Raw genomic sequence first — 13,590 nt, forward strand, 5'->3', positions numbered from 1 at the left:
TCAGGCCGGATCGTGTCCGTCGGTCTCCGGCGGTTCGGCCTCCAGCAGTCGCCGAACGACGGCGCGATTGCCGTAGGGCTGCAGCATCCGACTCGCGGGTCGCGGCCGGATGTTCAGTGGCCACCAGAACCAGCGGCCCAGCATCGCCGCGATGGACGGCGTCATGAACGACCGCACGATCAATGTGTCGAACACCAGGCCCAGTGCGATCGTGGTGCCGATCTGACCGAGGACGATCAGATCGCTGAACGCGAACGACGCCATGGTGGCAGCGAACACCAGCCCGGCGGCCGTGACGACCGCTCCGGTGCCACCCATGGCGCGGATGATGCCCGTATTCAGTCCGGCGCCAACCTCCTCCTTGAACCGGGAGATCAACAGCAGGTTGTAGTCCGCCCCCACCGCGAGCAACAAGATGATCGCCAGCGCCGGGACGATCCAGTAGAGCTCGATGCCCAAGATGTACTGCCACAGCAGAACCGAGAGCCCCAGCGACGCCCCGAGCGACAACACGACGGTGCCGACGATCACCACGGCGGCAACCGCGCTGCGGGTGATGAAGACCATGATGAGCAGGATCAAGGCGATCGCCGCCAGCGCGACGATCATCAGGTCGTACGTCGAACCCTCCTGGACGTCCTTGTACGTCGAAGCGGTGCCCGCCACATAGATCTTGGCATCTGACAGCGGTGTCGCCTTCAAGGCATCGAACGCGGAATTCCGCAACGCATCGATGTGTGAAATACCCTCCGGCGTAGCGGGAGTGCCCTCGTGTGTGATGGTCATGCGCGCGGCCTTGCCATCCGGCGACATGAACAGTTTGAGACCACGCTTGAAGTCGGCGTTGTCGAACGCCTCCGGCGGCAGGTAGAACGAATCGTCGTTCTTTGCGTCGTCGAACGCCTTGCCGAGGGCGGTCGCGTTCTCCAACGCCTCCTGACTCTGCGTGTTGGTGCCGCCGGTGGTGGCGTAATTCGACTGCAGCAGATCCCGATTGGCCTCCTGCACCTCGATCTGCGGTGGGATCAGGGACACCAGTTGCGGCTGCAGGGCGTTGAGCTTGTCCAGGCTGGCCGTGATCGTGCCGAACTGGTCGGCGAGTTGGGAGATGCCGTCGAGGGAGTCGAACACCGATCTGAGCGCCGCGCACGACGGTATGTCGTAGCAGTGCGGTTCCCAGTAGAAGTAGTTGCGCAGCGGCCGGAAGAAGTCGTCGAAGTTGGCGAGGTTGTCCCGCACCTCGTTGATGGTCTCGACGGTTTCGTGGAACGCCTGGACCTGTTCGTCGGTGGCGGCGGCGCTGGCCTGCTGGAGTCTGAGCTGCTGTTCGAGGATGTTGATGGACCTACTGGTCTGGTCCACCTGACTCAGGATGTCGCGGGCCCGATCCTCCTGATAGCTCAGGTTCATGATCTGACCGGCACTCTGCGCGCTGATCTGAAAGGGTATGGAGCTGTGCGTGATCGGTGTGCCCAGCGGGCGCGTGATGGACTGCACCAGGGCGATGCCCGGGGTGTGCAGCACGGCCTTGGCCACGCGCTCCAGAATCAGCATGTCTGCGGGGTTACGCATGTCGTGGTCGGACTCGAGCATCAGAAGTTCCGGATTGAGCCGGGCCTCGGAGAAGTGCCGTTCCGCCGCCGCATAGCCGACGTTGGCCGGTGCGGTGTCGGGAAGATACGGTCGCCCGTCGTAGCTGATCTTGAGCCCCGGTAGCGCCAGAACACCGATGGCGGCGATCGCCAGCGAGACGACCAGGATGGGGCCGGGCCACCGCACGATCGACGTGCCGATGCGGCGCCATCCGGTGGCGCGCACCTTGCGCTTGGGTTCCAGCAGGCCGAACCGACCGCAGATCACCAGCACGGCGGGCCCGAGCGTCAGCGCCGCCACCAATGTCACCAGGACGCCCAATGCGGCAGGCACACCCAGGGTTTGGAAGTACGGCAGCCGGGTGAAGTACAGGCATGCCACTGCGCCGACGATGGTCAGGCCCGAACCGACGATGACGTGCACGGTCCCGCGAAACATGTCGTAGTAGGCCGCTTCGCGCTCCAGCCCCCGCGAACGGGCTTCCTGGTAGCGGCCGACCACGAAGATGGCGTAGTCGGTGCCTGCGGCAATCGCCAACAGCGTCAACAGATTCGTGGCGTAGGTGGACAGACCGATCACACCCTCGTGGGCGAGCGTCGCGACCACGCCGCGGGCCGCCATCAGCTCGACGGCCACCACCACGAGCATGATGAGCATGGTCACGATCGAGCGGTAGACGACGAGCAGCATCAGGGCGATGACCGCGAAGGTGATCGCGGTGACCATGTGGGTGCCCTCGTTGCCCACCTCGAAGTTGTCGGTGATCAGCGGCGCGGCGCCCGTCACGTACGCCTTGACCCCCGGCGGTGCGGGCGTCTCCTGCACGATGTTGCGGATGCTGTCCACGGATTCGTTGGACAGCGCCTCACCCTGATTGCCGCGCAGGTAGACCTGAACCAGGGCGGCCTTGCCGTCCTTGCTCTGCGAGCCGCCCGCCGTCAGCGGGTCTCCCCAGAAGTCCTGCACGTGCTCGACGTGCTGGGTGTCCTCGTTGAGCTTCTTGACGAGGACGTCGTAGAAGTCGTGCGCGTCCTGGCCCAGCGGGTTGTCGCCCTCGAGCACGATCATGGCCGCGCTGTCCGATTCGAACTCCTCGAACTTCTGCCCGATATGCCGCATCGCCATGATCGACGGCGAGTCAGATGCGTTCATCGCAACCGAACGTTCGGCGCCGACCACTTCCAACTGAGGCGAAAGGGCATTCGTCAGGACGGCGATGGCGACCCAGATCAGCAGGATCGGCAGCGCCAGCACCCGGATGAGACGGGCCGGCCGGGACTGCACGAGCGGGTCCTGTTCGCGATGCTCGGTCATGCCGACTTGTCCAGGCAGGCGATGTATCCGTTCACGTTGCTGGTGGACCTCTCGTCCTTGACGATGTCGTTGACGGTGATCCGGCACGTGATCGGGGTGGAGTCGCCCTGCGCGCGCAGGTCCGCGAAGAGCGTCGGGTCGTCGGTGGTCAGATTGTGTGACCACGGCAGCGGGGCGTTGTCGACGCGCTGCGGCTGGGCGTGCTCGTCGAGGAAGTTGATCGTGGCCGTCGAACCGGGGCTGCCGAGGACCTCGAAGAGGACGCGCTTCGGGTTATATCCGGTGTTCTCAAGGGAATCGGCGGCCGGTCGCGATGTCTCATCAGTCGAGCCGAAGACGCCGTGTAACCGGTACACGCTGAAAGAAACGATCGCTACGACGATCACGGCCACCAGTACCGTCCAGTGACGTTTCATCACACCGATCATCTGAAACCCACCACTGAGCAGCCCCTCGACTTTGTGACGCGCATGGCCTGCCGCCCCTCGATCGGTTGACATCCAGCGGAAGCGAGCCCAGCGAAACGGTACGGTACCGTTCGGTGAGGTGCAACCGCTGAAAGACCGAAGGAGACATGGAACTCTGATGTCGACCCATCGCGAGTCCACCGGCGCCAAACCGCGCTGGAACGAGCGCGAGGCCGAGCTACTCGCTGTCACGCTGCGCCTTCTGCAGGAGAACGGCTACGACCGGTTGACCGTCGAAGCGGTGGCCACCGAGGCGCGCTCGAGCAAGGCGACGATGTACCGGCGGTGGCCGTCCAAGGAACGACTCGTGCTCGCCGCGTTCATCGAGGGCACCAACTGCTCGGAGGTTGCGCCGCGTACCGGGTCGTTGCGCGGGGACCTGCTCCACATCGGCACCGTGATCTGCGAGCAGTCCTCCGAGCACGCCAGCACCATGCGCGCCGTCCTCATGGAACTCGACCGAAGTCCGGAACTGGCCGAGGCGTTCGAAACCGAGTTCGTCCTCCAGCGCCGCAAGGTGTTCGACGAGGTTCTCGCCGCCGCCGTCGACCGCGGGGAGATCGATGCCGCAGTGGTCACCGGTGAGCTCCACGATCTGCTCGCCGGCTACCTGGTTTTCCGTTTCCTGGTGTCGGGACGCCCCCCGACCAGGAAAACCGTGGTGTCGCTGGTCGACGACGTGCTCATGCCCAGCCTCACCCGCAACCGAAGAAGCTGAACGGGGCCTCGGACGGCTCAGTCCTCGACGAACCGCCGCAACCGCTGAATAGCCTGATCCCAGCTGGCAGACAGCGTCGTCAGGTAGTCGCCGGCCGCGGTGAGCGGTTGCGGCCGCACGGTCCACACGCGCTCGCGGCCATGTTTGGCGCTACTGACCACCCCCGCCGCCAGCAGTAGCTCCAAGTGCTTCGTGGCAGCCTGCCTGCTCAGCGAAATACCCTGCGCCACTTGCAGAGTAGATCGCGGCCCGGTGTCGCACAGCCCGATCACGATCCGCAGCCGGTTCGGGTCGCCGAGCGCATCGAACACCGATGCCACCGCAGTGGCGGAGGTCATGCGCCGGTTTCCAGAACCAGGTACTTGGCCACGAGCTGGACCTGGATGGCCCACCCTTCGCTGTTCCCCTGAAACGCCTTGTCCCGGTGCTCGTCCGGCAGCGCGTCGAAGCCGGACTCCACGATCTGCAGAAGCACCCCGTCGTCCTCCTCGGCGAGCGTGAACTCCACCAAAGTGGTCAGATCCGCGAATTCGTGGMCAGGCAACGCATTCCACCGGAACGCGAACCGGCGCTGTGGCTCGACGCTGACGATCCACAAGGTCACCGGTTCACCGACGTAGGGGCGCTGCTTCTCCGCGATCTCGTCGTCGACCGACGTCTCGGTGATCCGCCCCGTTACCTGTCCGCCCGCGACAAAGGGCCCGTCGATCTCCATGCCGAACCACGTCCCGAACTTCCGGGAATCGCTGATCGCATCCCACACGCGAGCGATCGGCGCCTTCAGCAGCGCCTGCTTCTCGATCCGATCCGTACTCATAGGCAACCTCCTTGTTGCCTTTGATCCGAACACAGACACGCCAATAAGGCAACCGTTTAGTTGCCTTATTTCTGGACGTCCCCGGGCATGCCGACGGTTGAAGTCGTCCGGGAGAGGGCATCCCGCTCTGTGCGCCCGGTCACAACGTTGTCGGCGCGGACGGGGAAGCGGCCATGAGCGACACAGACAGCGAGATCGCCAAGTGGGATCCCTCGGTGGCGCGCCGGATCAGCAATATGATCGGGCCGATCGTCACGCGCTATTTCCGGGCGGAGGTCAAGGATCTCGCGAAAGTGCCTGCAGTGGGCGGTGCCCTGGTCGTCTCGAATCACTCCGGTGGTGTGCTCACCCCTGACGTGCTGATCTTCGCCCCGGCCTTCTACCACGCGTTCGGCTATGACCGGCCGCTACACATCTTGGCGCACTACGGGGTGTTGATGGGCCCGTGGGGTTCGGCGTTGTCGCAGGCCGGCGCCATCGAGGCCACCCCCGACAACGCGGCGGCCGCGTTGCGCTCCGATGCGGTGGTCTTGGTGTTCCCCGGCGGCGACTACGACGCGTTCCGTCCGTCGGAGTCCGCCAACGTCATCGACTTCGAGGGCCGCACCGGATACGTGCGCACCGCGGTCCAGGCGGGCGTGCCGATCGTGCCGATGGTGTCGATCGGCGGTCAGGAAACCCAGTGGTTCCTGGCCCGGGGCGACGGTCTGGCGCGACGCCTCGGACTGCACCGGATCCGGTTCAAGGCGCTCCCCCTGACCTTCGGCCTGCCGTTCGGGCTGACCACCGTGCTGCCGGCGAACATTCCGCTGCCGTCCAAAATCGTCATGCGCGTGCTGGACCCGATCGATGTGACCGGCCAATTCGGCGACGACCCCGATATCGACGAGGTTGACGACCACGTCCGAACGGTGATGCAGCGCGCGCTGGATGAGCTGGCCCGCGATCGCCGGTTCCCCGTCATCGGGTAACTCGATCCCGAGGTTTCGAACATACTTGCGACGGGCATTCGTCGGTCATGAGCAATGACACGACACCAGCACCTCATGAGAACGCCGAGAAGGATCCGTCGCAGTGGGTGACGGGCGACGAACCGATGACGGGCGCGCAGCGCAGTTATCTGCACACCTTGGCCCAGGAGGCCGATAGCGAGGTTCCCGAGGACGTGACAAAGGCCGAGGCGTCCCAGCTGATCGATGAGCTTCAGGACAAGACCGGACGCGGCTGACCGACCCGTCTCAGGGCATCAGGACGACGTTGTCTCGGTCGCCAGGCGGGCGAGGGTGTCCTCGAGCTGATCCTGCGTGACGAGCGGGAACTTCACCTTTTCGAGCAGCTTCTTGTCGGTGACCTTGGACCAGTCGTAGGTGTGGCGGACGAGCGTCTCGTCCGGGCCCTGCGGCTCCAGCTCCCACAACCACTCCCACCCGGGAGGCTCGGTGCCCGCGGGTGCGGTCTTCCAGGCCAACAGCTTGTCCTTGACGTACCCGGTCACGTGGTTGTCGGTTTTGTACTCGCCGCCCATGTGGTCGCCCTGCATGTTCATCGTGAACACCTCGCCGACCTTTTGGATCCGATCCGCGTGGTCCACGCTGCGGACGAACCCGGAGCCGTCAAGTGCCTGATGCTTCTCGGGGTTGGACAGGATGTTGAACACCGCGTCGACGGGCGCGGTGATCGTTCGTTCGACGGTGACCTTTGCTTCGTTGCTCATACCCGCGGGGTGCCCAAGATGGCGGCGTTGCTAAACAACGACGGGCTTCACGCCACGCCCCTGCCCACGTGTGCCGCCGAATCCCCCACGGCCACCTGGCTTTCGCCGATCATGGTGCGAAGCAGCGTGGCCTGCTCGCGCTGCCCGCGACGCGCGGCACGGTCCATGCCGCCGGGTAGCGCCAGGTCCACCGCGCTGCGCGCCACGTTGACCGGCAATTTGAGCAGCGGATACCACGGCGGCACGAAGGCGGGAAGTCCCAACATCCGCATCGCCCGCGGCCCCAGGAAGGCGCTGGTCACCGACAGATGCTGTGCCCGGGCCAGCCGTCGTCGCAACGCAGGCAAGCTCTCGAAATGCCAGGCCAGCGGATCGTCTGCCATCGGAGCGGCCAGCTGGCGCGTCGACTCGTCGGGCGCCGAGAGCGCGGTGAGGGTGTGGTACAGCACTCGGATGCCGCCGCGGAAGCTGTGCGGCAACCACTCGTCCTCGACGCCGATGAGCCAGCCGACATAACGGGTCAGATGCGCGACGGCATCCAGATCCTCAGGTGCGGTGAGGATTCCCATACCCAGACTGGCCGCCGGCGGGGCAATGAGCGCACCGATCAAGGTGGCCGCCATGTCGGTCTGGTTGACCGGCACACCCCACTCGTCGGGGCGCCAATCCGGCATCGCACCAACATGCCTGCGCACGAAGGCATGGATCAGCCGGACCCGGATGGTGGACCGGTAGCCGACCCCCAGTGGCTCGAGGCCGTCTTCGGCGATGACATCCATCGCCCACTGCATGGTCTCGGCGAAACGCTTGTTGGACCCCTTCTCCAGGGCGCCGGTGCGCAGCAGGGTCTTGTTGAAGCCGGAGAACTGGTATCCGCCCAGCAAGGACACATCGCGCGCCACATACATGCCATCGGCGCCGCCTCGTCGCATCGCTCGCTGCCCGCGCCGGATCAGCTCGGGATCGACCCACTTCGGCGGCGTCTCCACCGCGGAGAAGAAGTCCCGGAGCGGCTGCGGCGCTTCCGGCACACTCGCGATGCCTTCCGACAAGGCCCGGTCGAACAGCGGACGGGTCTGCGACAGTCCGGTGGCCACCATCCAGTCCAGCAGGCGATCCATCGGCTCGTCGCCGACCGTGAGACGCTCCCCCAGCCGACGCCACTGCCGCTCATCGGGCTTGCCTATGCCCAGGCCAACGGCCAGCAGCTTGATCATGCCCGGCACCGGACGAGGTCCGGCGGGGTGGCGACTCGGGACGCCCACAGTCATCGATGCTCCCCTTTGAGCGAATTTAGACAACGCATGTAGTCAGGAAAGAGTACGCGCCACTCGACAGGTGTCAACAAGCCGTGCCGCGCACACCTCCCGGGTTCAGATGTGGCGCAGTCGAGGCAGTTGTACTGTCCTGGCCATGCGCACGCCCCGCAATCCCGATGGCGACGCCCCGCTGTGGAAGCGGGCGGCCTTCGAGCTGAAATGCTTCGTCAAACGCCGGATCGCCCCGAAGGGCATCGCGGTAACGCCACCCGGTGAGCCGTACCTGGTGGTGCCGATCCTGGGCCAGTCCAACGCCTTCGGGATGGGCCTGCCGCTGGACCCGGAGGGAGCCGACCAACCGCACCCACATGTGCACCAGTGGGCCAACAGCGGTCCGTCGAAGAACACTGTCATCCTAGGCGCGGATCCGCTGGTACACGAAACGCCTTCGCGCCGTGTCGGTTTCGGCGTGACGTTCGGGAAGGCACTGACCGAGGCGACCAACCGCGCGGTGCTCCTGGTGCCCTGCGCCCGCGGCGACACCTCGTTTCACCCGAAGAACGGCTACACGTGGGACATCGCGGACACCAAGACCCGGCGCAATCTCTACCGCGAGGCGGTCCGCTCCATCGACGCTGCGCTGGCACAGAATCCGGGCAGCACCGTCGCCGTGGTGCTGTGGCACCAGGGTGAATCCGATGTGCCGTTGACCCCCGGCCCGGAGTACCAGCGCAAACTGGATGCGCTGTTCGATGATCTGCGGGCCCGGTACGGCGGCGAGACGCCGATCATCCTCGGCGGCATGGTGCCCGAGGAGATGGAACTGAGCGGCAAGGACTACACGGTGATCAATGCGGTCCACGAGGACACCCCGAACCGCAAGCCGCGGACGGCATTTGTGCCCGGCAATCGGGACTCGTTCAACAGCCATGTCGACCGGCACTACAACGCCGACGGCCTGCGCGCCCTCGGCCGCGACATGTGGCTGGCCTACGAGAAGCTCGACGCCGCCGCGCTGAAGGAGTACCGGCGCTGACCCATTTCAGTTGGCGTCGAAGGGCTCCCCGTCGAGTGCAGTGGAGCTACGCCCGTCCGGGCCGACGGGCACATCGCCCACCAGGGTCACCCGGTAGAGCCTGCGGTCGTGCTCCAGGGTCAGATCGCTGGGTGCCAGGTGCACCGCAGACCGGTTGTCCCAGAACGCGATGCTGCCGGGCTCCCATTTGAATCGCACCGTGTACTCGGGTTTGGTCAACTCGTCATAGAGCAGCCCCAGCAGCCGGCGGCTCTCATGCGGCGAGACGTCCACGATGTGTGTGGTGAAACCGGGATTGACATACAACGCCCGCTCCCCCGTCTCGGGGTGCACCCGGACGACCGGATGCTCGCTGACCAGAGGTCGACGGGCGACGCGTCGCTCATAATCCTCGGTGGCGGTGGTCCCGTCCGGCGGCGCGAAGCGGTGCACGGCGCGAAGCTTGTCGACGAGCCGGCGCACCGGTGCCGACAGTCCCTCGTAGGCCGCAACCGTGTTGGACCACTGGGTGTCTCCGCCGTACGGCGGTATCACCTCGGCACGCAGGATCGATGCCGCCGGCGGGTTGATCGCGGCCGTCACATCGGCATGCCAGTTCGGCTTGTCGAACCCCCGGGTCGCCCCGTAGCGCGACGTGAATCGGTCCCGGAAGATCGGGTAGATGGTCGGATAGTCGGGGTCGGGGATCGAATCGAACAGCGGGTGCGCCGGGGTGGGCGCCCCGAACGCGGACGCGAACCGCAGGTGGTCGGCATGGTCGATGAACTGGTCGCGGAAGAACACCACCTTCCACCTGAGCAGAGCGGCCCGGACCTGTGCGACCTGCTGCGCGTCGAGCGGTCTGGTGAGGTCGATGCCATGGATTTCTGCTCCCGCCCAACCGGACTGCGGGCGAACGTCGATCGTCTGGGCTACCTGTGTCATGCGAGTGTGCCTTTCTGGTCAGGAATCGACGGGCTTGGGCGTGACGCCGTCTAGTTCGTTCTGCGCTTCGACGATGGCGTTGTATCGGCCGTCCACATACGGCGCGACATCGACATGGGTCTTGGTGGTACCGGTATCGAAGAGGCCGTCGGCCACCGTCTGGAACAGCCGCGTCGAATCGTCGTCGATCGGGTAGTACGACGCGATGCCGTCTTCTTCGTAGAGTTTCTTGCCCTGCTCGAACGTGATGCCCTGCTGCTCGACGTAGTAGGCGTTGATCCATTCGTCGGCGTGACTGTCCTTCCAATTGTTCGCCGCGATGGCGCGGCCCAGATAATCGCCGATGGCCGCGACCTTGGCCGGGTCGTCCAGGGTGTCCCGGCGCACGATGAGAGATTGGATGCCGGTGTTGATGCCCTTGCCGTCACCGAGGATCGGCGGCTCCCCCAGTTGGTAGTACTGGTTGCCCAGCACGATGGCCGCCTCCACCGCACCGGCGGCGAACGTCGGCACGACCTCGGCGCCCGCGAGTTCCACGGGTTGAACATCGTGTTGGAGATCAAGGCCGTGCTGTTTCAGCAGCGCGGCGGTGACCATGTGCCGGCCGGAACCCGGCGGGTAGGCCACCCGCTTGCCGCGGAGGTCCTCGATGCTGTCGATGCCGCTGTCGGGCTTGGCCACCAGGAAGTAGCCGCCGCTGGTGCCGGGGTTGGCCTGGAGTCCGATGGTGACGATATCGGTGACGCCGCTGTCCACCGCGATGGGTACCGGCGCCTCACCGATCGAGCCGATGTCGGCGGCGCCCGAGCGCAACGCCTCGATAACCGCTGCGCCACCGCTGAAGTCGGCGAACTCGACCTCGTACGGCGTGTCCTTGCCAGCGTCGGCGAGGTTCCACGGCAGCGACTGGGTGGCGTTCTGCTCGGCGATGACAATCTTGGTGCCCGTGGGCACCTCCGAGTTGGTGGCGATCTTGACCGAGTCGATGGCCGCGTCGGCATCACCGTCGTCGGACAGGCCGCACGCCGAGACGATGAGCGGGACCAGCAGCAGCGCCGCCAGTTTCCAGCGTGAATGGGGCTGTCGCATGTCGTTTTTCCTTCGGGTTGAGCTGTTCAGAGCTGAACGTCGCCGGTGACACCGAGCTCGGTGAGCAGCCTGCGGCGCAGGATGGCGAACTCGTGCGAGTCCCTCGCTCTCGGCGCGGGCACCTCGACGGCGGTGTCCAGCGATATCGCACCGTCGGTCAGCACGATCACACGGTCTGCGAGCAGGATCGCCTCGTCGACATCGTGGGTGACGAGCAGCACCGCCGGCTTGTGGCGTGCACAGAGCGCCACCAACAACCCGTGCATCTTGATCCTGGTGAGCGCGTCGAGAGCACCGAAAGGCTCGTCGAGCAGCAGCAGCTCCGGTTCGCGAACCAGGGCACGGGCCAGGGCGACGCGTTGCGCCTCGCCGCCGGACAGCGTCCGCGGCCACGCTCGTTCCTTGTCGGCGAGATTGACTTCGGCCAGCGCCTTGCGGGCCTGCGCCCTGACTGCCGCGGTTGCCGGTAAGCCGATCGAGACGTTGGTCAGCACCCGTTGCCACGGCAGCAGCCGCGGATCCTGGAACACCACCGCCTGTTTGCGCGGGACTCGGACGTCGCCGGCGAAGTCGCCGTCCAGCGCTCCGAGCGCGCGCAGGAAGGTGCTCTTGCCCGAACCGCTGCGACCCAGCAGGGCGACGAATTCCCCGGCCCTGATCTCCAGACTCAAACCATCGAGGACGACGTTGTCGCCGAATGTCTTTCGGACGTCACGGGCGACGACGACGGTGTCGGCTCCGACCTCAGTCGCCGTCATACGCGCGCCTCCAGGTGAGCAGCCGCGACTCCAGGAATCGGACGATCAGAACGGACACCAGGCCCAGGATGGCGTACACGGCGATCAGCACGAAGACGACGTCGATCTGGAAGTACTCCCTGGCATCGGTCATCATCCGTCCGAGACCGCGTTTGGCGTTGATGGTCTCGGCGAAGATCAGCGACAACCACGAAGCGGTCAACGCCAATCGCAGGCCGATCAGGAACCCCGGCAGCGAGCCCGGCAGAATCACCCGCCGGATCAGTTCCGCGCGGCGCGCCCCGAAAGACCGCGCCGCCTCCACCAGTCCGGCGTCCACGCTGCGTATCGCGCTGAAGGTGTTGATATAGATGGCCACCGCCACGGCCAAGGCGATCAGCGTGACCTTCGGGACCTCACTGATCCCGAACCACACGATCAGCAGCGGGACCAACGCGAAGTTCGGGACCGCCCGCAGCACTTCCATGTTCGCGTCCACGAAGTTCTCACCGACCCGCGACAGACCGGCGACCAGGGCGAGCGACAATCCGAGTGCGATGCCGAAGACAAGGCCGTACCCGACCCGCAGCACGCTGGTGAACAGGTGATCCTGCAGCGTGCCCTCGACGATCAGGTGGTACGCGGCCAGCACCACCCTGGTGGGCGGCGGCACGGTCCGTTCATCGAATATGCCGGTGGTGGACAGGACCTGCCACAGTGCGACCAGCAGAACGGGTCCGAGCATTCGCTGTGCCGCGCGCGGAACACGTTGCCGGCTTTGCCGTTTGGTGAACGCGGCACGCGGGTCCACCAGGCCGACGGGCTGCCCGCTGCGGTTCTTCTCTCTCGTCCTGGCGAGCACCGTCGCCATATCAGGCTGGTCCGAAGAACTCACCGGACAGGGACTGCGACTGTCGTCCGTCCACCCCGACGGGGATATCACCCACCAAAGTGATCCGATGCAGGATGCGGTCGCCCTGCACATGCTCGAAGTCACGGGGCGCCAGGTGCAGCGCGGCCCGGTTGTCCCAGAACGCGACGCTGCCCGGTTCCCACTTGAATCGCACGGAGTACTCGGGGCGCGCGATCTCCTCGAACAGCAGGTCCAGAACATGCCGGCTCTCCCGCGGGGACAGCTCGACGATCTCACGCGTGAAGGACGGGTTGACGTAGAGGACGCGTTCACCGGTCACCGGATGCACCCGCACCACCGGATGGATCGATGCCAGTGGGTTGGTGCGCACGAGGTCGCCGATCTTCTCATCGCTCCGCTCGGCGGACACCGTTGCGCCGAAACGGTGCTCGGCGTTCAGCTCATCGATGAACTCCTGAACCCACCCACTGAGGCCCTGGTAAACGGCAGCGACGTTCACGAACTGGGTGTCCCCGCCGTAGGGCGGGACAGCTTCGGCCCGCAGGATGGAATGCGATGGCGGGTTGATCAACGGCGTGACGTCCGCGTGCCAGCCCGGGCCGTTCGGGCTCTGCTTCTTGCGGTATCGCGTGCCGTAGCGCTGGTCGTAGGCCGCGGGCGAGACGGTGTGGATCTGCGGGAAGCCCGCAGGCGCGGAATCACCTTCGTACGGGTGACCCGGCGTAACGTCGCCGAACTGGGCGCCGAACGCGATCTGGGCGGCATGGTCGAGCGCCTGGTCCCGGAAGAACACCACCTTCCAGCGGTTCAGCGCTTCGTTGATCGCTGCGATGTCCTCAGCCGCCAACGGCGCTGTGAGATCAACCCCGGTGATCAGCGCGCCCGCCCACCCGGACAGTGGTGTGACCTGCAATGCCGTATCGGAAACAACCGTCATCGGGCCCTCCCCCTCGAAAGTGTCTGTGAATACCCCTGATCGACGTTAACGGGGGCATCCGCGGGGTTTATGGGTTTGAATCGACGTGAAGTGAACGGCACCCGGGAAGGA

15 protein-coding genes are annotated in these 13,590 nt (G+C 65.7%); 4 read left to right on the forward strand and 11 right to left on the reverse strand.

The window, feature by feature from the left end:
- Together AC1DTF_RS05860 and AC1DTF_RS05865 are read right to left on the reverse strand one after the other, a co-directional pair.
- A complete protein-coding gene (locus tag AC1DTF_RS05860; protein ID WP_477473390.1) occupies positions 1 to 2,907 on the reverse strand; it encodes an MMPL/RND family transporter in 2,907 nt (968 codons plus the stop codon).
- Entirely contained in the window at positions 2,904 to 3,335 is a 432-nt protein-coding gene (locus tag AC1DTF_RS05865; protein ID WP_057165373.1) for an MmpS family transport accessory protein, read from the reverse strand. Before AC1DTF_RS05865 ends, AC1DTF_RS05860 begins: the two co-directional genes overlap by 4 nt.
- Positions 3,336 to 3,492: 157 nt before the next feature.
- Here AC1DTF_RS05865 and AC1DTF_RS05870 point away from each other — a divergent pair, with 157 nt between their 5' ends.
- The gene (locus tag AC1DTF_RS05870) at positions 3,493 to 4,092 is read left to right on the forward strand and encodes a TetR/AcrR family transcriptional regulator (protein ID WP_477473391.1); all 600 of its coding nucleotides are present in this window, start codon (positions 3,493 to 3,495) and stop codon (positions 4,090 to 4,092) included.
- A 17-nt stretch (positions 4,093 to 4,109) separates the two neighbouring features.
- Here the strand turns inward: AC1DTF_RS05870 and AC1DTF_RS05875 are convergent, their stop codons facing one another.
- A complete protein-coding gene (locus tag AC1DTF_RS05875) occupies positions 4,110 to 4,430 on the reverse strand; it encodes an ArsR/SmtB family transcription factor (protein ID WP_477473392.1) in 321 nt (106 codons plus the stop codon).
- The gene (locus AC1DTF_RS05880) at positions 4,427 to 4,909 is read right to left on the reverse strand and encodes an SRPBCC family protein (RefSeq protein WP_477473393.1); all 483 of its coding nucleotides are present in this window, start codon (positions 4,907 to 4,909) and stop codon (positions 4,427 to 4,429) included. The genes AC1DTF_RS05875 and AC1DTF_RS05880 overlap by 4 nt, the downstream gene beginning before the upstream one ends.
- Before the next feature lie 173 nt (positions 4,910 to 5,082).
- Between AC1DTF_RS05880 and AC1DTF_RS05885 the strand changes: the two genes are divergently transcribed.
- Positions 5,083 to 5,880 carry a lysophospholipid acyltransferase family protein gene (locus AC1DTF_RS05885; RefSeq protein WP_477473394.1) on the forward strand — a complete coding sequence of 266 codons (798 nt, stop codon included), beginning with the start codon at positions 5,083 to 5,085 and terminating at the stop codon, positions 5,878 to 5,880.
- A 47-nt stretch (positions 5,881 to 5,927) separates the two neighbouring features.
- Entirely contained in the window at positions 5,928 to 6,137 is a 210-nt protein-coding gene (locus tag AC1DTF_RS05890; RefSeq protein ID WP_057165378.1) for a DUF3072 domain-containing protein, read from the forward strand.
- An 18-nt stretch (positions 6,138 to 6,155) separates the two neighbouring features.
- Here the strand turns inward: AC1DTF_RS05890 and AC1DTF_RS05895 are convergent, their stop codons facing one another.
- Positions 6,156 to 6,623 (reverse strand): SRPBCC family protein, encoded by a 468-nt coding sequence (locus AC1DTF_RS05895; RefSeq protein WP_057165379.1) that lies wholly within the window; start codon positions 6,621 to 6,623, stop codon positions 6,156 to 6,158.
- A gap of 47 nt (positions 6,624 to 6,670) precedes the next feature.
- On the reverse strand, positions 6,671 to 7,894 hold the full coding sequence (locus AC1DTF_RS05900) for an oxygenase MpaB family protein (protein ID WP_477473395.1): 1,224 nt from the start codon (positions 7,892 to 7,894) through the stop codon (positions 6,671 to 6,673).
- Between the two features lie 142 nt (positions 7,895 to 8,036).
- Between AC1DTF_RS05900 and AC1DTF_RS05905 the strand changes: the two genes are divergently transcribed.
- Positions 8,037 to 8,918: a sialate O-acetylesterase gene (locus AC1DTF_RS05905; protein ID WP_477473396.1), complete on the forward strand. Its 882-nt coding sequence runs from the start codon at positions 8,037 to 8,039 to the stop codon at positions 8,916 to 8,918.
- 6 nt (positions 8,919 to 8,924) lie between these two features.
- Here AC1DTF_RS05905 and AC1DTF_RS05910 read toward each other — a convergent pair whose 3' ends face one another.
- Genes AC1DTF_RS05910 through AC1DTF_RS05930 form a run of 5 tightly spaced genes read right to left on the reverse strand, consistent with a single transcriptional unit; the run spans position 8,925 to position 13,479 of the window.
- Positions 8,925 to 9,842, reverse strand: a complete 918-nt coding sequence (locus tag AC1DTF_RS05910) for a TauD/TfdA dioxygenase family protein (protein ID WP_477473397.1) — start codon at positions 9,840 to 9,842, stop codon at positions 8,925 to 8,927.
- 18 nt (positions 9,843 to 9,860) lie between these two features.
- Positions 9,861 to 10,931: a PhnD/SsuA/transferrin family substrate-binding protein gene (locus AC1DTF_RS05915; protein WP_477473398.1), complete on the reverse strand. Its 1,071-nt coding sequence runs from the start codon at positions 10,929 to 10,931 to the stop codon at positions 9,861 to 9,863.
- Positions 10,932 to 10,957: 26 nt separating this feature from the next.
- Positions 10,958 to 11,689: an ABC transporter ATP-binding protein gene (locus AC1DTF_RS05920; RefSeq protein WP_477473399.1), complete on the reverse strand. Its 732-nt coding sequence runs from the start codon at positions 11,687 to 11,689 to the stop codon at positions 10,958 to 10,960.
- Positions 11,676 to 12,563 (reverse strand): ABC transporter permease, encoded by an 888-nt coding sequence (locus AC1DTF_RS05925; protein ID WP_235570637.1) that lies wholly within the window; start codon positions 12,561 to 12,563, stop codon positions 11,676 to 11,678. The genes AC1DTF_RS05920 and AC1DTF_RS05925 overlap by 14 nt, the downstream gene beginning before the upstream one ends.
- Positions 12,541 to 13,479: a TauD/TfdA dioxygenase family protein gene (locus AC1DTF_RS05930; RefSeq protein WP_057165385.1), complete on the reverse strand. Its 939-nt coding sequence runs from the start codon at positions 13,477 to 13,479 to the stop codon at positions 12,541 to 12,543. Before AC1DTF_RS05930 ends, AC1DTF_RS05925 begins: the two co-directional genes overlap by 23 nt.
- Positions 13,480 to 13,590 lie beyond the last annotated feature (111 nt).

The sequence above is a fragment of the Mycobacterium sp. P4_H6 genome (genome assembly GCF_056400845.1).